Raw genomic sequence first — 25621 nt, 5'->3', positions numbered from 1 at the left:
TCCCGGCTAGGCTGCTCGCACCCCCACCCCGGAGCCGCTGATGCCGCGCAGTCGTACTCTCCTGGCCGCGTTCCTCGCCGTGACGGTGGCGAACCTGCTGGCCAACGCCACCGGTGGCGGGGTGGCCGAGTTGCTCACCAAGCCGCTGCTGATGCCGCTGCTGGCCGCGTACCTCTGGCGGGCCACCGCCGAGCGCGGTGCCCGTCCGGACCGGTTGGTGCTCGCCGCGCTGGCCTTCTCCACCGGCGGCGACGTGGCGCTGCTGGGCGACGGCACCGGCTGGTTCATGGCCGGCATGGTCTGCTTCCTCGCCGCCCATCTCTGCTACCTCGCGGCGTTCACCCGGCACGGCGCCGCGACCGCGCTGCGCCGTGCGCCGCTGGTCGTGGTCCCGCTGGTGTACGCGGTGCTGACCGTCGTCGCGCTGACCTGGATGTGGGCCGGGCTGACGGACGCCGGGCTGGCCGTTCCGGTGGCCGGGTACGCGCTCGCGCTGGCCGCGATGGCCAGCACCGCCGTCACCCAGGGCTGGCGGGTCGGTCTCGGCGCCGCACTGTTCCTCGGGTCCGACCTGTTGATCGCCACCGGGGTGGCTGGAGTGGCACAGCCACCCGGCGCGCCGGTGCTGGTCATGGCGAGTTACGCGGCCGGCCAGGCGCTGATCGTCATCGGCCGGGCCGGCCGCGCCAGAACGCCGGCCGACGCACCGGTCACTCCAACAACTGCGCCCGTAGCCCGGTGAGGATCTCGTCGGTCAGCCCGAGCCCGTCGCGCAGGTAGCCGTCGAACGAGCCGTGCACCCGGCGGACCTCCTGGTAGCCGGCGTCGAGGTACTCCGGGCGGACCTCCAGCACCGGCAGCACCGCGTCGACGTCCAGCTCGGGCTGCCGCCGCCGCATCGCCTCGATGATCACCGCGCGGAGGCTGTCGGTCAGCTGGTTGTTGCGCAGGTACTCGGCGCGGATCGTGGCCTCGTCCACTCCGAGCGCGGTCAGCAGGATGACGGTGAGCCAACCGGTGCGGTCCTTGCCGGCGGAGCAGTGGTAGACCAGCGGCAGGTTCTCCGGCCGGGTCGCCAGCCGTACCGCCTCGGCGAAGCCGACCCGCGCCGACGCTCCGGTGACGAACCACCGGTAGATCTCCGCCATCGCCCCCGCTGTGCCCTGCCGGGCCAACTCCGCGTACGAGTCCAGGTCGTGGCCGAGCAGCACCGCCGAGACGTACGTGAAGACCGGATGCTCCGGGTCGTGCACCGGCAGATGCACCATCCGGGGCTCCCCGACGATCCGGTCCGCCGGAGCCACCGCGATCTCCGAGCCGTCGCGCAGGTCGAGCACGCAGGCCGGCCCGAGCTTCGCGAGCACCGGCAGGTCCTCGTCGGTGAGCCGGCCCAACGCCGGGGTACGGATCAGCCGTCCGGCGCGCACTCGTCGGCCGTCGGCACCGACCAGGCCGCCCAGGTCACGCGCGTTCGGCGCACCCACCATCTCCCAGTCCCGCCCGGTCATCCGGTCTCCCCTCCCGCCGCGTGCCTGCGTATAGGGTGCCCCACATGACGATCTCGGCGGTACGCACCCACCGGGTTTCCGCACCCCTCCACACCCCTTTCGTCACCGCGCTGCGCCGTACCACCACAGTGGACACGCTGGTCGTCGAGCTGGTCGACGCCGACGGCCGGTCCGGCTTCGGCGAGGCGCCGCAGGTCTGGCAGGTCACCGGCGCGTCGGTCGCCGGAGCTGAGGCGTGCGTGCGGGAGCTGCTCGGGCCGCTGCTCACCGGACGCGACCCGGACGACCTGGTGACCCGCTGCGCCGAGGTACAGCGCGCGGTGGTCGGCAACGAGGCGGCGAAGGCCGCGGTGGACGTGGCCCTGCACGACCTGGCCGCCCGGCGGCTGGGCGTACCCCTGGTGCGGCTGCTCGGCGGCACCAGGCTGCGGGTGCCCACGGACGTCACGCTGGCCGCGGGCGACGCGGTGGACCTGGCGGCGGCCGCGCGGCAGCGACAGGCCGACGGCTTCGGCGTGCTCAAGCTGAAGGTCGGCACCGACGCGGCCGGCGACCTGGACCGGGTGCGGGCGGTCCGCTCGGCGGTCGGCGCCGGGGTCCAGATCCGCCTCGACGCCAACCAGGGCTGGACGCCCCGGGAGGCGGTCCGGGTGATCCGCGGCATCGAGGACGCGGGGCTCGATGTGGAGCTGGTCGAGCAGCCGGTGGCCCGCTGGGACCTGGACGGGATGGCCTGGGTCAGCGACCGGGTGTCCGTGCCGATCCTGGCCGACGAGGCGGTCTTCGGGGTTCGTGACCTGGTGGAGGTGATCCGCCGCCGGGCCGCCGACCTGGTCAACGTCAAGCTGGCCAAGTGCGGCGGGCTGCACCCGGCGCGCACCCTGCTGGATCTGGCCTCCGCGCACGGGCTCGGCACGGTGGTGGGGTCGATGATGGAGACCCAGATCGGCATCGGCGCGGCCGCGAGCCTGGTCGCCGCGTACGGCACCACCGCAGTCTCCGACCTGGACGCCGCCTGGTGGCTGGCCTGGTCGCCGGTGCACGGCGGGCTGCACTACGAGGCAGCCACCGTGGTGCTTCCGGACGCCCCCGGCCTGGGCATTTCCGGCTTGGCTGAAGCAAAGATACAGACCCGCAGTTGATGATCGTTAGTTTCTTTCATATGGTTTCCGGAGGACGGCCGACACGAGCTGGGGGTTGACGTGGAGCTGCAACCGGGCCGCGAGGCCGTCGTCCGGGTCGCGGTGGCGACGCTCTGGACCTGCCCCGAGGCGGTCCGCGCCGTCGACGGGCCGGCGCTCACCGCGCGCGCCGACATCCCGGCCTGGGTCTCCGGCCTGGACACCGACCAGCAGGTCGGCGACTGCGTGCTGAGCCAACTGCTGCTGGGTGAGCGGGTGCTCATCAGCGAGCTGCGCCCGGACGGTTGGGCGCGGGTGGTGGCCGTCGAGCAGCCCGCCGCCACGCTGGATCCGCGCGGCTACCCGGGCTGGCTACCGGCCGACCAACTGGCCCCCGTCGACCCGGCCGTCACCGGCCGCCCGCTGGTGGTGGACGCCACGGTCATCGGGCTGCGCGCCGCGCCGGACGGGCCGGTCGTGCTGCCCGGCGTGGTCGTCGGCACCCGTCTCGTCCCGGCCGGTCCGGCGCTCAACGGTTGGCAGCCGGTGCACGTCCCCGGTCAGGCCGCACCGCTCTGGCTGCCCGACGGCCAGTTGGTCCCGGCACCGGCCGAGCCGCCCAGCGCCGCCGATGCGCTGGCGGTGGCGCAGCGGCTGCTGCACGTGGCCTACGTCTGGGGCGGGCTCTCCTCGTACGGCATCGACTGCTCCGGGCTGGTGCACCTGGCCTGGCGCCGGTTCGGGGTGCTGCTGCCCCGCGACGCGGCCGACCAGGCGGCGGCGACCACCCCGCTGCCGCTGGGCGCGGAACGCCCCGGAGACCTCTACTTCTTCGCCCGCCCCGGCCGGAAGATCCACCACATCGGAATCGTCACCGCCGTCCCCGGCGACCACGAGAACCGGCGGATGCTGCACGCCTGCTACCGGCGGCGGCGGGTCGTGGAGGAGCCAATGCCGGCCGATCGGACCGCGACCCTGGTCGGCGTGCACCGGGTCTGACCGGCCGGGCGCGTCCCCGCGCCCGGCCGGCGGTGGTCAGCGCCGGGCCTCGGCCAGCTCGCGCCGCCGGTCCCGGGAGGACTTCACCAGACTGGCGATCGTGGCGACGCCGAGCGTGCCGAGGATGATCAGCAGGGACAGCCAGATCGGGATGTGCGGCGCCCAGCCCACGTGCTCCCCGCCGTTGATGAACGGCAGGTTGTTGTCGGCCAGCGCCTCCAGCACCAGCTTCACCCCGATGAAGCCGAGCACCACGGCCAGCCCGTAGCTCAGGTAGATCAGCCGGTCGAGCAGGCCACCGAGCAGGAAGTAGAGCTGGCGCAGGCCCATCAGCGCGAAGACGTTCGCGGTGAAGACCAGGTACGGCTCCTGGGTGATGCCGAAGATCGCCGGGATCGAGTCCAGCGCGAAGATCAGGTCGGTGGTGCCGATCGCGATCATCACGATCAGCATCGGGGTGAACAGCCGCCGGCCGTTGAAGTGCGTGGTCAGCTTCGCGCCGTCGTAGTCCTTGGAGATCGGCAGTGCCTTGCGGCTCCACCGGATCAACAGGTTCTCGGAGAACTCGTCCTCGTCCGGCTCACCCTGCCGGGCCAGGTTGACCGCGGTGTAGATCAGGAAGGCGCCGAAGATGTAGAAGACCCAGGAGAACTGCGAGATCAAGGCGGCGCCGGCGGCGATGAACCCGCCGCGCATCACCAACGCCAGCACGATGCCGACCAGCAACACCTTCTGCTGGTACTGCCGGGGCACACCGAAGCGGGCCATGATGATCACGAAGACGAAGAGGTTGTCCACCGAGAGGCTGTACTCGGTGAGCCAGCCGGTGTAGAACTGCCCGGCCGCGCTGGCCCCGGAGGTCAACCAGACACCGGCGCCGAAGAGCAGGGCCAGGCCGACGTAGAAGCTGACCCAGAGACTCGACTCACGCACGCTCGGCTCGTGCGGGCGTCGACCGATGATCAACAGGTCGACGAGCAGGACCGCAGTCAGTGCGACGAGGGTCCCCGCCCACACCAATCCGGACACGTCCAACGTTCATTCCTCCGGCAGACACGCGGCGTCGGGCACACCGTACGCCCCTGCGGGTCCCGGCGTGCCGCTCACGCTCACTCTGGTGACTGTCGGAGGTCTCTTCCGCCACCGCCCGCGAGCGGGACGGCGACCGACGGCGCCGGGTCGTACGCCGAAAACCGGCGGTCGACCGTGCTGACGACTCCGTCGCGAGGGAATACTCCCCTCCTCGATGACCATTCTTGCCCACCACGCCGTGTGATCGCACCCCGGGTAGCCGGTGTTACCGGCCACCCGCCGGCCAGGAATACCCCGCGACACACGGTCTAACGCGTCCTAGGAGGCTAGTGCGTGTCGGGTGCGGCGAGCGGGTCGGCGAGCGACCAGCCGGCGGCGAGCAACGCGTCGCAGGCAGCCACCGCCCGGGTCAGCCGCTCGGCGTGCGGTCCCACCAGCTCCACCACCGGCACGCCGCACCCGGCCAGTTCGGTGCGGAACCGCTCGGTCATCCAGCCCCGCAGGTGCTCCCCGTCGCGCAGCCCGTCGTCGGCGAAGGGCACGCCCCGGTGGTCGGTCAGCAGGTACAGCGCAGGTCGACGGGCCGCCGCCCGGACCGCCGGAGACGTACTACCGAGGTAGCGCTCCTCCCAGACAGCGGTGGCCCGCGCGTCGGTGTCGCAGAAGAGCAGCGGCCCGGACGAGCGGGCCGCCGCGTCCTCGGCCGCCTGCTGCTCGCGGACCACCGTGCGGAAGTCATCCCGATCCCAGCTCACGTCGAAGACGCTCGCCCCGGGCGAGTCTTCCCGCAGCCGGGCCAGCTTGCGGGCGGTCAGCTCCCGGCCGTACTCCGGCACCCAGCCGGTGCGGTAGCGCGCGGCGAGCGCCATCGCCATCGTGGTGGTGCCGGTCGACTCGGCACCGACCACCACCACCCGCCGGACGAACCAGGCGCGCACCGGCGGGCTCAGCCACCGCCAGTGACCCACCGGGTCCGCCCGCACGGCGGTCCCGGAGACCGGCACGGTCCGCCGCTCCGGATCCACCGACACGGGTACGGCGTCGAAGCGGCGGGCCAGCTCGGCGCCGTACGCCTCAGAGGAGAAGACGGCGTCCACCGCCCCCGGTCCGACCGCCTCGCGGAACACCGCGCAGTGCGCGTCCCAGACCACCGGGTCGGCGTAGTCCACCGGGTGGTCGTCGTACCGGCCGACGAACCGGACCCACGGGGTGTCCGCGTGCACCTCCCGCAGCCAGTCCAGCCGCACCTCGAGCGGGATGGACTCGCGGCGCGAGGGCGCCACCACCACGGTGACCGTGGCGCACCGGGCAGCCGCGGCCGCGATCAGCGCGTGGTGCCCGGCGTGCGGCGGATAGAACTTCCCCACCACCATCCCGTGCCGGAACTCCGCATCGTCCGCCTGCTCCGGCGAGCGGGGTGTCGGCGGGCGGGGTGTCGGCCGGCGGTCCGGTGCCCGCTCGGTCACGCGGTGACCCGGGCCGGGCCGGGCGGGACCGGGGTCGGCCGGTCGGCCCGGCGCAGGTCCGCACGCCAGGCCCGCAGCCCGAGCACGCAGAGGGCGAGGAACACCAGGTACAGGACGGCGGTCAGGTGCAGCCCCTTGTACGCGTAGAGCGGGATGTAGATCAGGTCGGCGGCGATCCAGAGCCACCAGCTCTCCACCCGCTTGCGGGTCTGCCCGTATGTGGCCAGCAGGGACAGCGCGGTGGTCAGCGCGTCCGGCATCGGCACCGTCGAGTCGGTGGCCCGGTCCAGCAGGACCCAGAGCGCGCCGGTGAGCAGTACCCCTGCGACGGCCAGCGCCAGCCACTCCCGCCGCCCGGTCCGGCTCACCGTGAGCCGGGTCCGCCGCTCGCCACCGAACAGCCAGTGCCACCAGCCGTAGCAGCCGAGCGCGACGTAGACGACCTGGAGCCCGGCGTCGGCGTACAGGCCGGCGGTCCAGAACAGCAGCATGAGCAGCAGCACGTTGGCGATGCCGACCGGCCAGTTCGCGATCCGCTGCCGGGCCACCAGCCAGACGTTCAGCACGCCGGTGGCGAACCCGAGCAGTTCCGCCCACGTGGTCCCGGTGCCGGCCACCCGGAACGCGGTGCCGGTGAGCCAGTCGATCATCACAGCGCCCTCCCGGGCACCCACCCTAGGGCCACTGTCGACACCGGAACAGACCCCACCACGCCGTCGGGCCGGCCCGCCGTGGGAGGCTTCCGACATGGTGCTTGAGGTCGCGTTGATCGACGTACTGCCCGGACACGAGGACGAGTTCGCCGCCGCGTACGCCCAGGGTCACCCGGTGCTCGCCGGCGCACCCGGCTGCCGGTCGGTGCGGATGACCCGGGGGATCGAGTCCCCGACCCGGTTCGTGCTGCTGGTCGAGTGGGACTCGGTCGACGCGCACAACGACAACTTCCGGGCCACCGAGCGGTTCACCCGGTGGCGTGAGCTGATCGGGCCGCACTTCGCCGGGCCTCCCCTCGTCGAGCACTTCATCGACGTACCGGCCTGAGCGGAGCTGTCGTACCCCGCGGTTATCGTGCCCACCGCACGCGCCGGCCGCCGGTCCCGACGGGCTCGGGGGCGCCGGGCCCGGTGGCCGCGCGGCGCCGCTACCCTCATTCCCCGACGCGTCGGGCCAGCGCGGTGACCGTCTCCGCCGGTGACAACGCGGCGGCCAGCAGCGCCTCGGTCATCCGCTCGTACCGGTCGACGTCCAGCACGGTGGCCAACCGGACGTCGGTGGTCAACGCCTCCAGCATCACCGTCCGCGGGTCCGCCGGGTCGGGGAAGGCATACCAGGAGTACGGGGTGAGCGGGTGCAGCCCGCCGTCGGCCGCCGTGCCGCGAGGCAACAGCCGGATCGTCACGTGGGCCAGCCCGGTCACGGCGACCAGGTGCCGCAGTTGCTCACGCCAGACCGGGACCGGCAAATCGCCCGGGTCGCAGGCCGCCTCGGCGAGCACCACCGTGTAGCGCGCTGGGTCGGCGCGACGCAGCACCTCCTGCCGCAGACCCCGGGCACGCACCTCGGCGTCCACGTCGATCTCCGGCGTGAACAGAGCGCCGGCGGAGACCCGGAACCGGGCGTACTCCGGCGTCTGGAGCAGCCCCGGCACGACCGCCGGCTGGTACTCGACGATGTGGGCAGCGCCCGCCTCCAGCTCGGCGTACGTACGCTGCCGCTCGCTCATCTCGCCCAGCGTCTTCCACCAGCCGCGACTGGTGGCCGCGTCCCGGGCGATCACGATCAGCGCGTCCCGGGCCGGCGCCGGCACCTGGTAGATGTCCAGCAGATCTAGCACGTCGGCGAGGTCCGGTCGGCTCTGGCCCAGCTCGATGCGGGACAGTTTCGACGTCGAGGCCCAGCCCAGCCGGTCGCAGACCTGCTCCAAGGTCAACGCCTCGCGCCGGCGTAGCTGGCGCAGCTCGGCACCGAGCCGCACACGTCGAATGACAGGACTCGTTGGCAACGGCATCCCCGCCTCCCCACCGAGGGAGAGTACGCAGGACGGTCACCCAGTGCAATACCACGCTCGCACACCGCTACCGGACTGACCTCTCCCGGCGACCGATCGGACCGGCCCGTACCTGCCGTTCCGCACCCGCTGTGGCCGCCGGGGCGGCCGTCACTTCACGCCGGTCGCGTCCATTCCGCGCAGCTCCTTCTTCAGGTCGGAGACCTCGTCGCGGATCCGGGCCGCCAGCTCGAACTGCAGCTCGCGGGCGGCGGCCAGCATCTGGTCGTTCAGCTCCTGGATGAGCTGGGCCAGGTCGGCGCGGGCCATCCCCTCCCGCGAGGTGGTGGTGGCGGCCGCCCGACTCCGGCTGCGGGTCTCCTTGACCGGCGCCTTGCCCCGGGAGAGCTGGCGCACCGCACCGCCGACCCGGGAGTTTTCGGTGTCCTCCGCCTCGCGGTAGATGTCGTCCAGGATGTCGTGGATCTTCTTGCGCAGCGGCTCCGGGCTGACCCCGTGCGCCTCGTTGTGCGCGATCTGCTTGGCCCGCCGCCGATCGGTCTCGTCGATCGCGTTCGCCATCGACGGAGTGATCTTGTCGGCGTACATGTGCACCTGACCGGAGACGTTACGGGCGGCCCGCCCGATGGTCTGGATCAGCGACCGGCCGCTGCGCAGGAAGCCCTCCTTGTCAGCGTCGAGGATCGCCACCAACGACACCTCGGGCAGGTCCAGACCTTCGCGGAGCAGGTTGATGCCGACCAGCACGTCGTAGTCGCCCTTGCGCAGCTCGCGCAGCAGCTCCACCCGGCGCAGCGTGTCGACCTCCGAGTGCAGGTAACGCACCCGGATGCCGTTCTCCAGCAGGTAGTCCGACAGGTCCTCGGCCATCTTCTTGGTCAGCGTGGTGACCAGCACCCGTTCGTCCCGATCGGTACGCAGCTTGATCTCGTGCATCAGGTCGTCGATCTGGCCCTTGGTCGGCTTGATCACGACCTCCGGGTCGACCAGCCCGGTGGGCCGGATGACCTGCTCGACGAACTCACCCTGGGCCTGCTCCAGCTCCCACGGGCCGGGGGTCGCGGAGAGGTAGACCATCTGGCCGACCCGCTCCAGGAACTCGTCGAAGCGCAGCGGCCGGTTGTCGGCCGCGCTGGGCAGCCGGAAGCCGTGGTCGATGAGCATCCGCTTGCGGGACGCGTCGCCCTCGTACATGCCGCCGATCTGCGGGATCGTCACGTGCGACTCGTCGACGACGGTGAGGAAGTCGTCCGGGAAGTAGTCGAGCAGGCAGTGCGGCGGGCTGCCGGGCAGCCGCCCATCCATGTGCATCGAGTAGTTCTCGATGCCCGAGCAGAAGCCCACCTGCCGCATCATCTCGATGTCGTAGGTGGTGCGCATCCGCAGCCGCTGCGCCTCCAGCAGCTTGCCCTGTCGCTCCAGCTCAGCGAGCCGTTCGGCCAGCTCCACCTCGATGTCGCGGATCGCCCGCTCCATCCGCTCCGGGCCGGCCGCGTAGTGCGTGGCCGGGAAGATGACCAGCTGGTCGACCTCGCGGACCACGTCACCGGTCAGCGGGTTGAGGTAGTAGAGCTTCTCCACCTCGTCGCCGAACAGCTCGATGCGGACCGCCAACTCCTCGTACGCCGGGATGATCTCCAGCGTGTCGCCGCGGACCCGGAACGTCCCCCGCTGGAAGGCCATGTCGTTGCGGGTGTAGCGGATGTCGACCAGCCGCCGCAGCAACTGGTCGCGGTCGACCTCCTGGCCGACGCCGACCCGGATCGCCCGGTCGAGGTACTCCTCCGGGGTGCCCAGGCCGTAGATCGCCGACACGGTGGCCACCACGACCACATCGCGGCGGGTGAGCAGCGACATCGTCGCCGAGTGCCGCAGCCGCTCGACCTCCTCGTTGATCGAGGAGTCCTTCTCGATGTAGGTGTCGGTCTGCGGGATGTACGCCTCGGGCTGGTAGTAGTCGTAGTACGAGACGAAGTATTCGACGGCGTTGTCCGGCAGCAGCTCGCTGAACTCCTTGGCCAGCTGCGCGCAGAGCGTCTTGTTCGGGGCGAGCACCAGGGTCGGGCGCTGCAGCCGCTCGATCAGCCACGCGGTGGTGGCGCTCTTGCCGGTGCCGGTCGCGCCGAGCAGCACCGTGTTGCGGTCGCCGCGCCGAACCCGACGCTCCAGATCGTCGATGGCGGCCGGCTGGTCGCCGGCCGGCTGAAACTCACTGACGACCTGGAAGCGGCCGTCCAGCCGAGGAATGTCGAGCGCCATGACCTCAACGGTACGCCGGAGGTCCGACAGGAACGGCCGTCACGCCGGGTACGTGATCAGCTTCAATATTCCCATTGTGTGGCGCATGTCACCGGCACTAGGCTCTCGCTGGAGGCCGCTCGCGGCGGCCGACCGGGCCGGTGGCCAGGCCGTCATCTCGGCCGGCCGCCCCCGGCACAGCGGGTCGCAGCACCCGGCGCGTCCGGCGTGCGCACCCGTGTGGTCGCGCTCGAGGCGCAGACCGGCCGCCGCGAGCGCCCTGCTCGTCACCCCGGCGCCGCCCCGCCCGTTTCACATCCGTGGACACCTCTCCGAAGCCGGCACGCGACATCGATCCCGGGGACACGTCCCGGCCCACCGACACCGCCGGTCCGTCCCCGGCCAGCCGCCGTCGACGGACAATCCTGCTGATGCTCGGCCTGACCGCGGTGACGTCCGCGACGGCGCTGGTGATCGGGCTGTTGAGCTGGGCTCCCGACCCGCCCGAGCCGGCCCGGCCGCTGACCGTCGCCGAGGGCGAGCGGTTGGCCGCGATGCGGGTCACCAACCTGCGGGACCTGCGCGCCGGGGTCCATGTCACGATCGGCGCCGGTGCCGCCCATACCGAACTGGTCGGCTGGGTGGACTGGTCGCGGACGCTGCTCTACCTCGACGTGGGTGGTCCGGGCGCGGGCGCCGAGCGGGGCCTGTTGCAGAGAGCCGGCCCGTTGCTGGTGATCCGACCGGACCCGGCCGCGGTGCCCACCCCCGCCGCGCCACCACTGGTGCCCCCGGCGGACCGCTGGCGGCTGCACCACCTGGCACCCGGCGCGGGCCTGGCACCCGTGCTCGACCTGCTTCTCGGCCTCGCCGCCGACCGCCCGGACCCCGCCCAGGCGCTGCGGGACAGCGGTGCCCGCTGGGTGGCCCGGGACACCGTCGCGGCCGGGCCGGTGGACGTCCTTGAGGCGCCGCTACCCGGCGGGACCTCACCCACCGCCAGCGGCACAGCGCCGGGAAGTACAGCACTGACGACCAGGGCAGGGGGCGACGTCGACGGGCAGCCCCGCTACTGGCTCGACCAGGACGCCCGGCTGCACAAGCTGGTCCTCCGGCTGCGCGACGTCGGCTCGATCACGGTGACCCTCAACCGGGCGGACCGGCCGACGCTGCGCCCGGTGGACGCACTCGGTGGCCGGCCCGGGCAACCCCGCGCGCTCACCGGCGCCGAACAGGATCGACTGGACCGGCTGCCGGCCCGGCTGCGCGCCCAGGGCGGTGCCGCGCTGACCTTGACGGCGCCGACGGGCACGGACACCAACCTGCGAGGCGCCGGCTGGTTGAACTGGACCGCCCGCACCGCCTACCTGGCCGCCGCCGACCTGGGCGTACCGGATCGCCGGACCCTGCTGCGGCGGGACACCGCCGGCCTGGCCCGGGTGGACGTGCCGGCCGCGGCCGGTGGCGGCGGCACCGCGGAAACGCCCGGTCGGCCGCCGCTGCCGCCCCCTGCCGGGGCGTGGCGGTTCACCCGGTCCGGCACGGACGACCTGAGCCTGCTGGTCGGGGCCGCGGTGGCCGCCGCCGGGTCATCCGGGCAGCGTGGTGCGGCCGTGCGGGTACGCGAGGACGTCGCCGGCGGGCGGACCGTGGACGTCGTCGAGCTGCGCACGGCCGACGCGCGGCTGCGCTACTGGATCGACCGGGTCGGGTCGCTGCGGCGGCTGGAGCTGCACACCGCCCCCGGCGCGTGGGCGCAGCTGGACCTCAACCCCGCCTCGGTGCCCCGACTGACCCCGGTGCCCCGCCCGGCAGCCCCCACCCGGCGTCCCGGCGCACCCTGATCCCCCGCGACGCGGGCGGCACGCGCCCGGTGAAACGCCCCGGTGTCAGCCGTGCCGCTCAGGGCCGCCATCCGGTCTGCGCGGCCCACTGCTCGGCCCGCAGGTACTCCTCGTCGAACCACGGGTCGCGGGCCGTACCGGATCCGGTGCCGTCCGGCGCCGCGTCGACCAACTCGCGCTTGAGCAGCAGGTAAGCCGCACGCTGGTCCGGGTCGGCGCGCAGGTGGTCGCGCATCAGCAGCGCGTACCGCCAGCCCGGCGAGCCGGCGGCCCGCACGTGCACGCGCACCGGGCGGGCAGGGTCGGCGCTGCCGTGCAACCGCTTCTCCCACCGGCCGCTGCCGGCCGGACGGGGATCGTCCCACCACTGCCCCGGCACCGGCGGGAACCCGGCGTTCGCCAGCCGGTCGGCCAGCACCCTGTCGGCGTCGGCGAGGCTGGGCACGGCCACCTGCACGTCGATGACGTCCTCGGCGGCGAGGCCGGGCACCGCGGTCGAGCCGATGTGGTCGATCCGCAGGTCGGCCGGGGCGAGCGCGTGTCGGATCCGGGCGGCCAGCCGGGCGTACTGCTCGGGCCAGTTCGGGTCAGTCCCGGTCGGGTCGACCCGGCCCGGCGGAACCACCCGCCGCTCCCGCAGGTTGTGCTCGTAGGGCAGCAGCCGCTGGTGCCAGAGTGTGTCGACGGCGGCGTGCAGCTCCGCCAGGCTTCCGTCGTTGGTCAGCACCACGTCCGCCACGGCGCGGCGACGGGCGTCGTCGGCCTGCGCGGCGATCCGCCGCTCGGCCTCCGCACGGTCCATCCCACGATCGCGCGCCAGGCGTTCGAGTCGGGCCGCCACGTCCGTCTGCACCACGACCACCAGGTGGTACGTCGGCGCGAGACCCACCTCGACCAGCAGCGGTACGTCGTTCACGACGATCGCGTCGGGTGCCGCCGCGGCGGCCAGCTCGGCGGTGCGGGCACGGACCCGGGGATGGGTGATCGCCTCCAACTGCCGACGGGCGGTCTCGTCGGCGAACACCACCGCACCCAGTGCGGCGCGGTCCAGTGCGCCGTCGGCGTCCAGCACCTCGGTGGAGAACGTGGCGACGATCTCGGCCAGGCCCTCGGTGCCCGGTGCGACGACCTCCCGGGCCACCCGGTCGGAGTCGATGAGCACCGCACCCCGCTCGACCAGCCGCGCGGCCACCGCGCTCTTGCCCGACCCGATACCGCCGGTCAATCCCACCCTCAGCACCGGACCAGTCAACCGGATCACGAGCCCTGTCGCCAAACTCGCCCGCGGCCCGGCGAGATCGTGCTCGTTGGCGCCGGCAGCGCGGCGACCGGCTCCTCGGCCTGCCGGCTCGGGGCCGGGCAACCTCCTGAAGGGACATCCCAAGTGTCTCTATTCTAGTAATTGAATACTGCCATGGAGCTGACTCCAGCCGAGCTGACCGTGCTGGGCTTGATCATCGAACGCGCCCGGCACGGCTACGACCTGGAGCAGGTGATCGAGCAACGCGGCATCCGGCAGTGGTCCGACGTCGGGTTCTCCTCGATCTACTACCTGCTCGCCAAGCTGGAGAAGCGCGGCCTGGTCCACGTTCCCGAGGCTCCCGCCGCCCCAAAGTCCCGCCGCGTGTACCACGCCACCGCCCAGGGCCGAGAGGCTGCGGCGCGCACCGCGCTGGCTCTCATCGAGGAACCACGGCCGGCCCCGCACCCGTTTCTCGTCGGTATCGCCAACCTGCCCCTGCTCTCCGATCAGGAGTACGCACAGGCGCTACGCACCCGGTTGGCGCGGGTCGAAGCCCGCATCGAGGCGGTCCAGGTGGCGCAGCAGGCGCAAGCCCCCCTCCCGCGACCGGCGCGTGAGGTGTTCTCGTACTCGCTGAGCCTCCTCGAGGCAGAAAGGCAGTGGCTCGCCGCCCGAGCCCAGGTGCCTGATGACGGACAAGACTGACTTCAAGAAGACCACCGACGCCTATCAGGCCAGACGAGGCCAGTTCCGGATCGTGGACGTGCCCGACATGCAGTACCTCATGATCGACGGCCACGGCGACCCGAACACCTCACCGGCGTTCACCGACGCCGTCGAAGCCCTCTACCCAGTGGCCTACAAGCTGAAGTTCGCCAGCAAACGAGACCTACTGCGCGACTACGTCGTCCCGCCCCTGGAGGGCCTGTGGTGGGCCGATGACATGGACTCCTTCACCGCGGAACGCGACAAGTCACGGTGGGACTGGACGCTGATGATCATGGCCCCGGACTGGATCAACCAGGACATGGTCACCGCCGCCGTGGAGCAGGCCGGAGCCAGGAATCGCCCGGCGCGTCTCGACGACACCCGACTGGAGACGCTCTCCGAGGGGCGGTGCGTACAGACGCTGCACATCGGGTCCTTCGACGAGGAAGCCGAGGTACTGGCGCACCTGCACCACAAGTTCGTGCCGGGCAACGGGTTACGGATGGTCGGCAGGCACCACGAGATCTACCTCAGCGACTTCCGCAAGGTCGCACCCGACAAGCAACGCACCATCCTGAGGCAACCGGTCACCGTCGCCGCCGCAGCGAATGCGTAGCTGACCCGGCGGCCGGCCGAGGGTACGGCGAGGGCCCCGCCCCCGGCGATCCGAAGATCGCGGGGACGGGGCCCTTCGTCGTTCAGCGGGTCACTTACCGCCGGCGAGCTTCTCCCGCAGAGCGGCGAGCGCCTCGTCGGTGGCCAGGGTGCCGGCCGGCTCCTCGGCCTGCCGGCTCGGGGCCGGGCTGGTCGAGGAGGTGGTGCCCCCAGCGGCGGCCGGAACGACCGGAGTCGGGTTGGCAGCGGCCTCGGCGTCGGCGGCCCGAGAGGTCTGCACCTGCTTGGTGTGGGCCTCCCAGCGCACACGAGCCTCGGCGTACTGGTTCTCCCAGGTCTCGCGCTGCTTGTCGTACCCCTCGAGCCACTCGCCCGTCTCCGGGTCGAAGCCCTCCGGGTAAATGTAGTTGCCCTCGGTGTCGTACGTCGCGGCCATGCCGTAGAGGGTCGGGTCGAAGTGCTCCTCGCCCTCGACGAAGCCCTCGTTGGCCTGCTTGAGCGACAGCGAGATCCGGCGACGCTCCAGGTCGATGTCGATGACCTTGACCATGACCTCGGAGCCAACCTGGACGACCTGCTCCGGGATCTCCACGTGGCGCTCGGCCAGCTCGGAGATGTGGACCAGGCCCTCGATGCCGTCGTCCACCCGGACGAACGCACCGAACGGCACCAGCTTGGTGACCTTACCCGGCACGATCTGCTGGATCGCGTGGGTGCGGGCGAACTGCCGCCACGGGTCCTCCTGGGTCGCCTTCAGCGACAGCGAAACCCGCTCGCGGTCCAGGTCGACGTCCAGGACCTCGACCTCGACCTCCTGGCCCACCTCGACGACCTCGGACGGGTGGTCGATGTGCTTCCAGGACAGCTCGGAGACGTGCACCAGACCGTCGACGCCGCCGAGGTCCACGAATGCGCCGAAGTTGACGATCGAGGACACGACGCCCTTGCGGACCTGGCCCTTCTGCAGCTTGTTGAGGAACTCGGTGCGCACCTCGGACTGCGTCTGCTCCAGCCAGGCCCGGCGGGACAGGACCACGTTGTTGCGGTTCTTGTCCAGCTCGATGATCTTGGCCTCGAGCTCCCGCCCGACGTACGGCTGCAGGTCGCGCACGCGCCGCATCTCGACCAGGGACGCGGGCAGGAAGCCGCGAAGCCCGATGTCGAGGATGAGGCCACCCTTGACCACCTCGATGACCGAGCCGCGGACGACGCCGTCCTCGTCCTTGATCTTCTCGATCGTGCCCCAGGCCCGCTCGTACTGCGCCCGCTTCTTGGAGAGGATCAGACGACCCTCCTTGTCCTCCTTCTGGAGAACCAGGGCCTCGATGTGGTCACCAACCGTCACAACCTCGGCGGGGTCCACGTCGTGCTTGATCGACAACTCCCGAGAGGGGATGACACCCTCGGTCTTGTAGCCGATGTCGAGCAGGACCTCGTCCCGATCGACCTTGACGACGGTGCCTTCGACAATGTCGCCGTCGTTGAAGTACTTGATGGTCTCGTCGATCGCGGCGAGGAATGCCTCCTCGGAACCGAGATCGTCGTGGGTGACCCGGGTGGCGCTCGAGGGGGCCTCGATGCTGCTCGTCATGTGGGCGGTTGCTCCGGTCGGATGGGTTGTCACAGCAGGCTGGTGTCGCAGTGACCTGTTCGCGCCAGCGGATCCGTCGCCGGGCACACCGAACGATCACAGTGAGATCATGATGTGGCTCCGTCGACCGCGCACCTGCTCCCTGCCGAGACACACGATCCGCGAGCGCATCGTCTAGCCTACCGTGCGCATTACCACAGCGTGCAAGCCCTCCCAGCTTCTCGCCGTTCGATGACCTGCGAAAGCCGAACAATCGCCCGGAAAACACCCCTGCTGTCTCCTGGGTCACACCGGCCCCACCGGCCCCACCCAACCGGTGGCCCGGCGGCGGCGCGACCGTGCCGGCGGGTCGGCCCTGCCCACCGCCCGCAGGAGCCGCCCCGGGGCCTAGCGTGAGCGGGTGGATGACGACAGCCGGGTTACCCGGCGCCGGGTGGGTGACGCCGAGGCCCGGCGGGCAAACCGCGGCTGGTGGGACACCGACGCCGACGACTACCAAGCCGAGCACGGCGCGTTCCTCGGTGACGTCGACTTCGTCTGGTGCCCCGAAGGGCTGCGCGAGGCCGACGCCCGGCTGCTCGGTGACCTGCCCGGGCGGCGGGTGCTGGAGGTCGGCTGCGGCGCCGCGGCCGCTGCCCGCTGGCTGGCCACCCAGGGCGCCCGGCCGGTCGCCTTCGACCTGTCCGCCGGCATGTTGCGGCACGCCGCCGAAGCCGCCGACCGCACCGGGGTACGCGTACCGCTGGTGCAGGCCGACGCGCTCGCCCTGCCGTTCGCCGACCAGTCGTTCAACCTCGCCTGCACCGCGTTCGGCGCAATCCCGTTCGTGGACGACTCGGCGGCCCTGCTGGCCGAGGTGCACCGGGTGCTGCGCCCCGGCGGCCGGTGGGTGTTCTCGGTGACCCATCCGATGCGCTGGATCTTCCTCGACGATCCGGGCGAGGGTGGGCTGACCGCCGTGCACTCGTACTTCGACCGCTCCCCCTACGTGGAACAGGACGAGTCCGGCGTGGCCACCTACGTCGAGCAGCACCGGACCCTTGGCGACCGGATCCGCGAACTGGTCGGCGCCGGGTTCCGGCTGCTGGACCTGGTGGAGCCGGAGTGGCCGGCGGGGCACGAGGGGATCTGGGGGCAGTGGAGCCCGCTGCGCGGACGGCTCTTCCCGGGCACCGCCATCTTCGTCACCGAGAAGCCCGCCGGATGACCGCGTCGCACGCGCGGTGCGACCCCACCCCATCGATGGGCGGTAGGCTCGCCCCATGAGCGCGGAGCCCATCCCGACACCACCTGGCCCCTGGTGTCCGGACCCGATGCGGCAGCAGCGCGCCGACTACACGGTCGAGGATCTGCTCAATCTGCCGGATGACGCCCCCCGCGTCGAACTCGTCGATGGAGTCATCCAGGTGACACCCTCCCCCACCCTGGGCCATCAGGACATCTCGTTCCTGGTACGTCTGTGGCTACACTCCCACGCGCCCAGCGACCTCCGGGTCGCCCAGGCCGTTGGCGTCGGGCTCGGCTTCAACACCAGCCGACAGCCGGATGTCCTGCTGTACCGCGCCGAGGTGCCGTCCGACCGGTCCATGCTGCGGCCAGCGGATGTCGTCCTCGCCGTGGAGATTGTCTCGCCGGGCACCCGACGGATCGACCGCTTCGCCAAGCCCGGCGAGTACGCCGCCGCCGGCATTCCCTTCTACTGGCGGATCGAGCAGGACCCGGTGCACGTCTACGCGTACCGGATCGGCGACCGGGTGGGGCCCGGCGGTGAGCGGCAGTACGAGCTGGTCGCCGACGGCGCTGACGTGATCGAGTTGACCGAGCCGTTCGAGATCAAACTACCGATCGCCGAGATCACGCCGTAGTCGACCGGTTCGGCTGGCCGTTTCGCCCCGGCGGTGCCGGGTAGCCGAGGAGCATGGCCGAGCAGAGGGAATTCCGCGAGGGCGACCACGTCTCCTGGGCCAGTCACAGCGGCCGGGCACACGGCGTGGTCAAGGAGAAGCTGACCGACCGGACGCACGTACGCGGACACGCCGTGAACGCGACGGAGGACGAACCGCAGTACCGGATCCGCAACGACGACTCGGGCCGCGACGTGGCCCACCGGCCCGAGGTGCTGCGTCATGAGGGGTCGTGACGATGGACGGGACACCCACCGGGAGTTCACCGAGGCGGTGAACATGAAGCCCGGCGAGCTGTCCACCTGGCTGGAGACCGACGAGTCGAAGCAGGTCGGCTGGCACAAGGGCGGTCGCTCCGGCGGCGGCGAGTCAGTCGGCCACGAATCCGGGCGCAAGATCATCAACCTGTTGCGCCGCAAGCGCGGCGAGCTGTCCGAGGGCGACTACAAGCACATGCGCAAGGTGGTCGGCTACGTACGCCGGCACATGGCCCAGCGCCCCTCCGGCAACGTCCGCGACACCAAATGGCGCTGGTCCCTCATGAACTGGGGCCACGACCCCCTCAAGTAACCCACCAGGCTGGCCCAGCCCAACCACCTGAATCACAACGCCGAACAGCACCGACCACAGAGACCCAGTCGGGGTTCCAGGGCAGCCCGACCCGCGCAGGGATCAAGCCTGACCGCCCGGAGCGGGTCGGGCTGCCCCGGAACCCCACCACCGCAAGACAGGATCAGTGGTCGGCGCTGTTCCAGTCCCGGCCGTTGCCGACCGACACCTCCAGCGGCACCGACAACGGGTACGCCCCGCCCATCTCCCGCCGGACCAGCGCCTCCAGCGCGTCCCGCTCACCCGGCGCGACCTCGAAGACCAGCTCGTCGTGCACCTGCAACAGCATCCGGGAGCGCAGCCCGGCCTCGCCCAGCGCGGTGTCGACGTGCAGCATCGCCACCTTGATGATGTCGGCCGCGGAGCCCTGGATCGGGGCGTTGAGCGCCATCCGCTCGGCGATGTCCCGGCGCTGCCGGTTGTCGCTGACCAGGTCCGGCAGGTAGCGGCGGCGACCCAGGATGGTCGAGGTGTAGCCGTCCTGGCGGGCTCGGGCGACCACCTGCTGCAGGTAGTCGCGCACCCCGCCAAAGCCGGCGAAGTAGTTTTCCATCAGCCCGCGCGCCTCTTCGGTGCCGATGCCGAGCTGCTGGGACAGGCCGAACGCGCTCAGCCCGTACGCCAGGCCGTAGTTCATCGCCTTGATCTTGCGGCGCTGGTCCGGGGTGACCTCGTCGAGCGGCACCCCGAAGACCGACGATGCGGTGGCGGCGTGGAAGTCGGCGCCGGAGTTGAAGGCTTCGATGAGCGCGTCGTCCGATGAAAGGTGCGCCATGATGCGCATCTCGATCTGGCTGTAGTCGGCGGTGAGCAGGCACTCGTAGCCCTCACCCACCACGAAGGCCCGGCGGATGCGCCGGCCCTCCTCGGTGCGGATCGGGATGTTCTGCAGGTTGGGCTCGGTGGAGGAGAGCCGCCCAGTGGCCGCGACCGTCTGGTTGAAGGTGGTGTGGATCCGGCCGTCGTCGGAGACCGACTTGAGCAGTCCGTCGACGGTCGACTTGAGCTTGGCCACGTCCCGGTGGCGCAGCAGGTGGGCCAGCACCGGGTGCGGGGTCTGCGCGTAGAGCCACTGCAGGGCGTCGGCGTCGGTGGTGTAGCCCGTCTTGATCTTCTTGGTCTTCGGCAGGCCCAGCTCGGTGAAGAGGATCTCCTGTAGCTGCTTGGGCGAGCCCAGGTTGAACTCCCGGCCCACCGCCTCGTACGCGCCCTGCGCGGCGGCCTTCACCTCGGCGGCGAAGTGCGCCTCCAGCTCGGACAGATAATGCGTGTCGGCGGCGATGCCGGTGCGCTCCATGTCGGCCAGGACCCGCATCAGCGGCAGCTCCACGCCGGCCATCAGCCGGGCCGACTGCTCGCCGTCGCGGGACAGCTCGGCGTCGATGGCGTCGGCCAGGTCGAGGGTGGCCCGGGCCTGGAGCATCAGATTTTGCTCGGCCACGCTCTCGTCACCCAGCCCGTCGAGGGTGAGCTGGCCGGTCTCCGGCGCGTCGACCCGCAGCTCCCGGTGCAGGTAGCGCAGCGCCAGGTCGGTCAGGTCGTAGGAGCGCTGGTCGGGGCGGGCCAGGTACGCGGCGATCTGGGTGTCGCGGACGATGCCGGACAGCTCCCAGCCGTGCGCGGAACAGGCCAGCACGGCCGGCTTGCTGTCGTGCAGCACCTTGGGCCGCTGCGCGTCGGTCAACCAGCCGGCCAGCGCGCCCTCGTCGGCCGCGTCGAGTCGCGCCGGGTCCACCCAGGCCGCCGCTCCGCCGGCGGTGGCCAGCGCCAGGCCGGTGATCGAGGCGGTGTGCCGGCGGTTGGGGCCGGTGTCGAGCTTGATCGCCAACCCGACCGGGGTGCCGGTCGGGGCGTGCGCGGAAAGCCACGCGGTCAGCGCGCCCGGCTCGGTGAGCACCTCGCCGGTGAGGTCGAAGCCTGACTCGGCCTCCGGCTCGACCGCCTCCAGGTACTGGTAGAGCCGGTCGCGCAGGATGCGGAACTCCAGGGTGTCGAAGACCTGGTGCACCGCCTCCCGGTCCCAACCGGCCCACCTGGCGTCCTCCGGGCGCAGCGGCAGCTCAAGGTCGGAGACCAGGCAGTTGATCTCGTAGTTACGGATCACGTCGGCGAGCCGCTCGCGCAGGCTGTCGCCGGCCTTGCCCTTGATCTCGTCGGCGCGGGCGATCACGCCCTCCACCCCGCCGTACGTGGCGATCCACTTTGCCGCGGTCTTCGGGCCGACGCCCGGGACGCCGGGCAGGTTGTCGCTGGTCTCGCCGACCAGCGCGGCCAGGTCCCGGTAACGCTCCGGACCGACGCCGTACTTCGCCTCGATCGCCGCCGGGTCCATCCGGGCCAGGTCGGAGACACCCTTGCGCGGGTACAACACGGTGACCTGGTCGCCGACCAACTGGAAGGCATCCCGGTCACCGCTGCTGATCAGCACCGTCATGCCCTGGTCGCGGGCCTGGCAGGCGAGCGTGGCGATGACGTCGTCGGCCTCGTAGCCCTCCATCTCCACCACCGGGATCTGCAGCGCGGCCAGGACCTCCTTGACCAGGCTGACCTGGCCCTTGAAGTCGGTCGGGGTCTCGCTGCGGCCGGCCTTGTACTCCGCGTACCGGTCGGTGCGGAAGGAGCGGCGGGAGACGTCGAACGCGACGACGATGTGGGTGGGCTGCTCGTCGCGCAGCACGTTGATCAGCATCGAGGTGAAGCCGTAGACCGCGTTGGTGGGCTGGCCCGTCGTGGTGGAGAAGTTTTCCACCGGCAGGGCGAAGAACGCCCGGTATGCCAGGGAGTGTCCGTCGACGAGAAGTAGGCGCGGCGTCGTAGCTGTCACGGCAGCGACTCTAGTCCGTCGCACCGACATCCCCGGGTGGCGGCACCGCGCGTCCGACGGCGGAACAGACGGCCGGCCGGAACGCCGGCGGCCGGCCACCCCGTGAGGGATGGCCGGCCGCTGGTTGGTCGGATGGCTCAGGCCACGCCGAGGTACGCCTCCTTGACCGACGGGTCGTGCAGCAACTCCTGACCGGTCCCTTCCTTCACGATCTGACCGGTCTCCAGCACGTAGCCGCGGTGCGCCCGGGAGAGCGCCTGCTGGGCGTTCTGCTCCACCAGCAGGATCGTGGTGCCCTGCTGGTTGATCTCCGTGATGATGTCGAAGATCTGCCGGATCACCAACGGGGCCAGACCCATCGACGGCTCGTCGAGCAGCAGCAGCTTCGGCCGGCTCATCAGCGCCCGGCCGACCGCGAGCATCTGCTGCTCGCCGCCGGAGAGCGTGCCGCCGGCCTGCTTGCGCCGCTCGGCCAGCCGCGGAAACAGGGTCAGCACCCGGTCCAGGTCGGAGGCGATGCCGGCGGAGTCCCGCCGGGTGTACGCCCCCATGTCCAGGTTCTCCATCACCGTCATACCCGGGAAGATCTGCCGCCCCTCCGGCGACTGACACAGCCCCCGGACCACCCGCAGGTCGGCCCGGAGCTTGCTGATGTCCTCACCGTTGAACGTGATCTTCCCGCTGGCGAGCGCCCGGGTCCCGGAGATGGCCCGCATGGTGGTGGTCTTACCGGCGCCGTTCGCGCCGATCAGGGCCACCACCTCACCCTCGTTGACGCTCAGGCTGATGCCGTGCAGCGCCTCGATCCGGCCGTAGGCAACGGCGACGTTCTCGAGCTCAAGCAGCGTCATCGGCGGGCTCCCCCAGGTATGCGGCGATCACCTTCGGATCGCGGCTGACCTCCGCGGGCGCACCCTCGGCGATCTTGCGGCCGAACTCCAGCACCACGATCCGGTCGGTGACCCCCATGACCAGCCGCATGTCGTGCTCGATGAGCAGGACGGTCAGGCCCTTGTCACGGATCCTGCGAATCAGGGTGAGGAGCTCCTCCTTCTCCGCCGGGTTGAAGCCGGCGGCCGGCTCGTCCAGGCAGATCAGCTTCGGCTCGGTGGCCAGCGCCCGGGCGATCTCCAATCGGCGCTGGTAGCCGTACGGCAGGTTGCGCGCCTCGTCGTTGGCCCGGTCGGCGATCCCGACAAAGCGCAGCAGCTCGAGCGCCTTGGACTCGGCCGCCCGCTCCTCGAGGATGTGCCGGGACAGGCCGAAGATCTTCGCGGCCGACAGGCGCACCTGCTGCCAGGTCCGGACGATCCCGGACGCGGCGGTGACCTGCGGCAGCTCCTCCGGCTTCGGGCGAACCCGGTAGAGCCGGAACAGCGCCCCGGGCACGCTCGTCTTGTGCCGCGAGTCCGTGCCGACCATGACGTTCTCCAGCGCCGTCATCTCCGGGAAGAGACGGATGTTCTGGAACGTCCGGGAGATGCCGAGCTGGCTGATCTGGTGCGGCTTGCGACCGGTCACCTTCTGGCCCCGGAACCGGACGGCCCCGGACGTCGGCTTGTACACCCCGGTCATCACGTTGAAGCTGGTGGTCTTGCCGGCGCCGTTCGGCCCGATGAGGCCGAGGATCTCGCCCTCGTAGATCTGGAAATTGATCTTGTCAAGGGCGACCACACCGCCGAAGCGGAGCGTGACGTCGTCGACCTCGAGCAGTATCGGCCGCGGTCCCGCCTGAGTCGGGATCTTCGGCGCTGCGGTGCTGGTGGTCTGGTCAGACATGAGCTGGTGCCTCCTCTGCCTCCGCCGCGCGGTCCTTCAACTCGCGGGCACGCCGCCGGCTCGGGACAAGGCCCTGCGGACGCAGGATCATCACCAGCACCATGGCCAGACCGAAGACCAACCACCGGTAGTCGGCGAAGTCGCGGAACCGTTCCGGCAGGTACGCCAGCAGCACCGCGCCGAGCGAGACGCCGATCATGTTGCCGGAGCCACCGACGACCACCATGGCGACGAAGAGGATGGACAGGTTCGCGTTGAACTGGGTCGGGTCGATGAACGCGTTCCGGCTGCCGAACAGGAAGCCCGACAGGCCGCCGAGGGCCGCACCGATGGCGAACGCCCAGAGCTTGAACTTGAACGGGTACACACCCATCACCGCGGCGGCGTCCTCGTCCTCCCGCACGGCCAGCCATGCCCGGCCGACCCGGCTGTGCTCCAGCCGGCGGACCAGGAAAACCATGATCAGCACGAAGGTGATCGCCAGCCAGTACCAGGGCTTCGCGTCGATCAGACCGAAGACCTTGTTGTCCGCTGACGGCGCACCCTCCGGGCCGGGGATGGCCGAGATGCCCACCGGGCCGTTGGTCAGCCCGGTGGCGTTGCGGGCCACGATCCGGATGATCTCGCCGAAGCCCAGGGTCACGATGGCCAGGTAGTCACCGCGCAGCCGCAGCGTCGGCCAGCCCAGCAGCACCCCGGAGATCATCGTCAGCACGATCGCGATGAACAGGCAGATCGCCCAGGTCACCGCCCAGGTCGCCGGCAGGTCGAACTCCTGCTGGATCCACTTCACCACCGGCGAGTTCACCGAACCGAACAGCGCCACGCTGTACGCCCCGATGGCGAAGAAGCCGATGTAGCCCAGGTCGAGCAGGCCGGCGAGGCCGACCACCACGTTCAGGCCGATCGCGACCAGCACGTAGATGGCGCAGACGAAGAGCACACCCGCCCAGTTGTTACCGCCCTCGATCGAGTCGGTACGCAACCAGGTCAGGCCCGGAATGCCGAGCAGCGGCAGGTAGTAGAGGACCGCCACGAAGGCGGCCAGCCCGAGGGCCTGCTGCCACTTCGTCAGCGCCCGCCAGCGGTCGCCGACCGTGGTCAGCAGGCTCACCCGGCGGCGATCAGCGGAGCGAATCTTGTCGATCATGCGCGGGCCCTCCCGAGCGACTCGCCCAACAGACCGGTCGGCCGGAACATCAGCACCACGATCAGCACCACGAAGGCGATGACGTCCTCCCAGTTGGACGCGAAGAGCGTGGCGCCGTAGACCTCGACGATGCCGAGGAAGAGGCCACCCAGCAGCGCGCCGCGCAGGTTACCGATGCCGCCCAGGACCGCGGCGGTGAACGCCTTGAGGCCGAGCACGAAGCCGATGCTGTTCTGGGTGAAGCCGAACCGCATGCTCCACAACAGAGCGGCGGCGCCGGCCATGATCCCACCGAGCACGAAGATCAGCATGATCACGCGCTCCTGGTTGACGCCCATCAGCGCGGCGGTCTCCGGGTTCTGGGCCACCGCCCGCACGCCCCGGCCATACCGGGTGCGGTTGATGAACCAGTCCAGCAGCGCCATCATCGCCACGGCCGCGACGAAGACGATCACCTGGATGTTCGTGATCGCCGTGTTGCCGATGGTGAACAGGGTCTCCTGCTGGATGATCGTCGGCATACCGACGATCTGCCGGGGCCGGCCGAACGCCTCCGGCAACACGCCACCGAGCAGCTTGGGCAGCACCTGGCCGAAGAGCTCGACGAAGACCAGCGACAGACCGATCGCGGTGATCAGGAAGATCAGCGGCGGCGCGTTCTTACGCCGCAACGGCCGGTACGCGATCCGCTCAAGCGCCAGAGCCGTACCGCCGGAGGCGACCGCCGCGACGATCAGACCGAGCACCAGGAACAGGATCGCCTGGCCGACAGGGGGGTTATTTTGCACCCCGAGCTGGGTCCAAAGGATCAGCACCGCGAAGGTACCGACCATGAAGACCTCGGAGTGCGCGAAGTTGATCAGACGAAGGACGCCATAGACGAGGGTGTAACCAAGGGCGATCAGGGCGTAGATAGCGCCCTTGGACAGGCCATCGACCGTGTGCTGGCCGAGATGGCCGATCAGTTCATCGAAATGCACCG

At 71.0% G+C, this 25621-nt stretch carries 23 protein-coding genes and 1 pseudogene; 11 read left to right on the top strand and 13 right to left on the bottom strand.

The features are described from left to right. The first annotated feature begins 40 nt into the window (after window positions 1-40). Window positions 41-742: a lysoplasmalogenase gene (locus OG990_RS03030; RefSeq protein ID WP_406078924.1), complete on the top strand. Its 702-nt coding sequence runs from the start codon at window positions 41-43 to the stop codon at window positions 740-742. Here the strand turns inward: OG990_RS03030 and OG990_RS03025 are convergent. Continuing rightward, window positions 711-1508 carry a tyrosine-protein phosphatase gene (locus OG990_RS03025; protein WP_406078923.1) on the bottom strand — a complete coding sequence of 266 codons (798 nt, stop codon included), beginning with the start codon at window positions 1506-1508 and terminating at the stop codon, window positions 711-713. The genes OG990_RS03030 and OG990_RS03025 overlap by 32 nt on opposite strands. A 44-nt stretch (window positions 1509-1552) precedes the next feature. On the opposite strand from OG990_RS03025, the gene OG990_RS03020 reads away from it, so the two are divergent. Together OG990_RS03020 and OG990_RS03015 are read left to right on the top strand one after the other, a co-directional pair. Beyond that, window positions 1553-2650 carry a dipeptide epimerase gene (locus OG990_RS03020; protein ID WP_355609736.1) on the top strand — a complete coding sequence of 366 codons (1098 nt, stop codon included), beginning with the start codon at window positions 1553-1555 and terminating at the stop codon, window positions 2648-2650. A gap of 60 nt (window positions 2651-2710) precedes the next feature. Next, entirely contained in the window at window positions 2711-3628 is a 918-nt protein-coding gene (locus OG990_RS03015; RefSeq protein WP_386983906.1) for an NlpC/P60 family protein, read from the top strand. A gap of 36 nt (window positions 3629-3664) precedes the next feature. Here the strand turns inward: OG990_RS03015 and OG990_RS03010 are convergent, their stop codons facing one another. The 3 genes from OG990_RS03010 to pnuC form a co-directional block, all read right to left on the bottom strand. After that, window positions 3665-4663 (bottom strand): TerC family protein, encoded by a 999-nt coding sequence (locus OG990_RS03010; protein WP_328418781.1) that lies wholly within the window; start codon window positions 4661-4663, stop codon window positions 3665-3667. A 323-nt stretch (window positions 4664-4986) separates the two neighbouring features. Continuing rightward, window positions 4987-6126, bottom strand: coding sequence for an AAA family ATPase (locus tag OG990_RS03005; protein WP_406078922.1), 1140 nt, complete (start codon window positions 6124-6126; stop codon window positions 4987-4989). Further along, window positions 6123-6776, bottom strand: coding sequence for a nicotinamide riboside transporter PnuC (gene pnuC / locus OG990_RS03000; protein WP_406081630.1), 654 nt, complete (start codon window positions 6774-6776; stop codon window positions 6123-6125). The genes OG990_RS03005 and pnuC overlap by 4 nt, the downstream gene beginning before the upstream one ends. A 97-nt stretch (window positions 6777-6873) precedes the next feature. On the opposite strand from pnuC, the gene OG990_RS02995 reads away from it, so the two are divergent. Then, window positions 6874-7167, top strand: coding sequence for an antibiotic biosynthesis monooxygenase family protein (locus OG990_RS02995; protein ID WP_406078921.1), 294 nt, complete (start codon window positions 6874-6876; stop codon window positions 7165-7167). A gap of 106 nt (window positions 7168-7273) precedes the next feature. On the opposite strand, the gene OG990_RS02990 is transcribed toward OG990_RS02995, so the two are convergent. Beyond that, window positions 7274-8134: a helix-turn-helix domain-containing protein gene (locus OG990_RS02990; protein ID WP_406078920.1), complete on the bottom strand. Its 861-nt coding sequence runs from the start codon at window positions 8132-8134 to the stop codon at window positions 7274-7276. 150 nt (window positions 8135-8284) lie between these two features. Further along, entirely contained in the window at window positions 8285-10393 is a 2109-nt protein-coding gene (uvrB, locus tag OG990_RS02985; RefSeq protein WP_386983913.1) for an excinuclease ABC subunit UvrB, read from the bottom strand. Between the two features lie 410 nt (window positions 10394-10803). On the opposite strand from uvrB, the gene OG990_RS02980 reads away from it, so the two are divergent. Further along, window positions 10804-12216 (top strand): hypothetical protein, encoded by a 1413-nt coding sequence (locus tag OG990_RS02980; protein WP_406078919.1) that lies wholly within the window; start codon window positions 10804-10806, stop codon window positions 12214-12216. Between the two features lie 58 nt (window positions 12217-12274). On the opposite strand, the gene coaE is transcribed toward OG990_RS02980, so the two are convergent. Beyond that, a complete protein-coding gene (coaE, locus tag OG990_RS02975; RefSeq protein ID WP_406078917.1) occupies window positions 12275-13456 on the bottom strand; it encodes a dephospho-CoA kinase in 1182 nt (393 codons plus the stop codon). Between the two features lie 174 nt (window positions 13457-13630). On the opposite strand from coaE, the gene OG990_RS02970 reads away from it, so the two are divergent. Together OG990_RS02970 and OG990_RS02965 are read left to right on the top strand one after the other, a co-directional pair. Next, window positions 13631-14164 carry a PadR family transcriptional regulator gene (locus tag OG990_RS02970; RefSeq protein WP_406078916.1) on the top strand — a complete coding sequence of 178 codons (534 nt, stop codon included), beginning with the start codon at window positions 13631-13633 and terminating at the stop codon, window positions 14162-14164. After that, window positions 14148-14783: a GyrI-like domain-containing protein gene (locus OG990_RS02965; RefSeq protein ID WP_406078915.1), complete on the top strand. Its 636-nt coding sequence runs from the start codon at window positions 14148-14150 to the stop codon at window positions 14781-14783. The genes OG990_RS02970 and OG990_RS02965 overlap by 17 nt, the downstream gene beginning before the upstream one ends. Before the next feature lie 90 nt (window positions 14784-14873). On the opposite strand, the gene rpsA is transcribed toward OG990_RS02965, so the two are convergent. Beyond that, window positions 14874-16373: a 30S ribosomal protein S1 gene (rpsA, locus tag OG990_RS02960; RefSeq protein ID WP_328418789.1), complete on the bottom strand. Its 1500-nt coding sequence runs from the start codon at window positions 16371-16373 to the stop codon at window positions 14874-14876. 400 nt (window positions 16374-16773) lie between these two features. Here rpsA and OG990_RS02955 point away from each other — a divergent pair, with 400 nt between their 5' ends. The 4 genes and pseudogenes from OG990_RS02955 to OG990_RS02940 form a co-directional block, all read left to right on the top strand. After that, window positions 16774-17580: a class I SAM-dependent methyltransferase gene (locus OG990_RS02955; RefSeq protein WP_406078913.1), complete on the top strand. Its 807-nt coding sequence runs from the start codon at window positions 16774-16776 to the stop codon at window positions 17578-17580. A gap of 55 nt (window positions 17581-17635) precedes the next feature. Further along, window positions 17636-18238, top strand: a complete 603-nt coding sequence (locus OG990_RS02950) for a Uma2 family endonuclease (RefSeq protein ID WP_406078912.1) — start codon at window positions 17636-17638, stop codon at window positions 18236-18238. 53 nt (window positions 18239-18291) lie between these two features. Further along, on the top strand, window positions 18292-18513 hold the full coding sequence (locus OG990_RS02945; protein ID WP_328418792.1) for a DUF2945 domain-containing protein: 222 nt from the start codon (window positions 18292-18294) through the stop codon (window positions 18511-18513). Beyond that, window positions 18500-18844: pseudogene (locus OG990_RS02940) on the top strand (DUF3140 domain-containing protein); the annotation flags it as partial. The gene OG990_RS02945 and the pseudogene OG990_RS02940, both read left to right, overlap by 14 nt. Before the next feature lie 166 nt (window positions 18845-19010). On the opposite strand, the gene polA reads toward OG990_RS02940, so the two are convergent. The 5 genes from polA to OG990_RS02915 form a co-directional block, all read right to left on the bottom strand. Further along, window positions 19011-21710, bottom strand: a complete 2700-nt coding sequence (polA, locus tag OG990_RS02935; RefSeq protein WP_406078911.1) for a DNA polymerase I — start codon at window positions 21708-21710, stop codon at window positions 19011-19013. Window positions 21711-21847: 137 nt separating this feature from the next. Next, window positions 21848-22561 (bottom strand): ABC transporter ATP-binding protein, encoded by a 714-nt coding sequence (locus tag OG990_RS02930; RefSeq protein ID WP_406078910.1) that lies wholly within the window; start codon window positions 22559-22561, stop codon window positions 21848-21850. After that, window positions 22548-23489 (bottom strand): ABC transporter ATP-binding protein, encoded by a 942-nt coding sequence (locus tag OG990_RS02925; protein WP_328418795.1) that lies wholly within the window; start codon window positions 23487-23489, stop codon window positions 22548-22550. The genes OG990_RS02930 and OG990_RS02925 overlap by 14 nt, the downstream gene beginning before the upstream one ends. Next, complete coding sequence (locus OG990_RS02920; RefSeq protein WP_355609711.1) at window positions 23482-24639, bottom strand: ABC transporter permease subunit; 1158 nt, start codon at window positions 24637-24639, stop codon at window positions 23482-23484. Before OG990_RS02920 ends, OG990_RS02925 begins: the two co-directional genes overlap by 8 nt. After that, a complete protein-coding gene (locus tag OG990_RS02915) occupies window positions 24636-25619 on the bottom strand; it encodes a branched-chain amino acid ABC transporter permease (RefSeq protein WP_355609709.1) in 984 nt (327 codons plus the stop codon). Before OG990_RS02915 ends, OG990_RS02920 begins: the two co-directional genes overlap by 4 nt. Window positions 25620-25621: the final 2 nt, after the last annotated feature.

The sequence above is a fragment of the Micromonospora sp. NBC_00858 genome, assembly GCF_045207365.1.
Lineage (GTDB): Bacteria > Actinomycetota > Actinomycetes > Mycobacteriales > Micromonosporaceae > Micromonospora.
This window is presented reverse-complemented; position numbering and strand designations above follow the sequence as displayed.

Coding starts and splice junctions, on each gene's coding strand:
- OG990_RS03030 (WP_406078924.1), top strand. CDS start 41: ATGCCGCGCAGTCGTACTCTCCTGGCCGCGTTCCTCGCCGTGACGGTG.
- OG990_RS02950 (WP_406078912.1), top strand. CDS start 17,636: ATGAGCGCGGAGCCCATCCCGACACCACCTGGCCCCTGGTGTCCGGAC.
- pnuC (WP_406081630.1), bottom strand. CDS start 6,776: ATGATCGACTGGCTCACCGGCACCGCGTTCCGGGTGGCCGGCACCGGG.
- OG990_RS02970 (WP_406078916.1), top strand. CDS start 13,631: ATGGAGCTGACTCCAGCCGAGCTGACCGTGCTGGGCTTGATCATCGAA.
- OG990_RS02920 (WP_355609711.1), bottom strand. CDS start 24,639: ATGATCGACAAGATTCGCTCCGCTGATCGCCGCCGGGTGAGCCTGCTG.
- OG990_RS03020 (WP_355609736.1), top strand. CDS start 1,553: ATGACGATCTCGGCGGTACGCACCCACCGGGTTTCCGCACCCCTCCAC.
- OG990_RS02965 (WP_406078915.1), top strand. CDS start 14,148: ATGACGGACAAGACTGACTTCAAGAAGACCACCGACGCCTATCAGGCC.
- OG990_RS02930 (WP_406078910.1), bottom strand. CDS start 22,561: ATGACGCTGCTTGAGCTCGAGAACGTCGCCGTTGCCTACGGCCGGATC.
- OG990_RS02990 (WP_406078920.1), bottom strand. CDS start 8,134: ATGCCGTTGCCAACGAGTCCTGTCATTCGACGTGTGCGGCTCGGTGCC.
- rpsA (WP_328418789.1), bottom strand. CDS start 16,373: ATGACGAGCAGCATCGAGGCCCCCTCGAGCGCCACCCGGGTCACCCAC.
- OG990_RS02995 (WP_406078921.1), top strand. CDS start 6,874: ATGGTGCTTGAGGTCGCGTTGATCGACGTACTGCCCGGACACGAGGAC.
- OG990_RS03025 (WP_406078923.1), bottom strand. CDS start 1,508: ATGACCGGGCGGGACTGGGAGATGGTGGGTGCGCCGAACGCGCGTGAC.
- OG990_RS02980 (WP_406078919.1), top strand. CDS start 10,804: ATGCTCGGCCTGACCGCGGTGACGTCCGCGACGGCGCTGGTGATCGGG.
- OG990_RS02945 (WP_328418792.1), top strand. CDS start 18,292: ATGGCCGAGCAGAGGGAATTCCGCGAGGGCGACCACGTCTCCTGGGCC.
- uvrB (WP_386983913.1), bottom strand. CDS start 10,393: ATGGCGCTCGACATTCCTCGGCTGGACGGCCGCTTCCAGGTCGTCAGT.
- OG990_RS02925 (WP_328418795.1), bottom strand. CDS start 23,489: ATGTCTGACCAGACCACCAGCACCGCAGCGCCGAAGATCCCGACTCAG.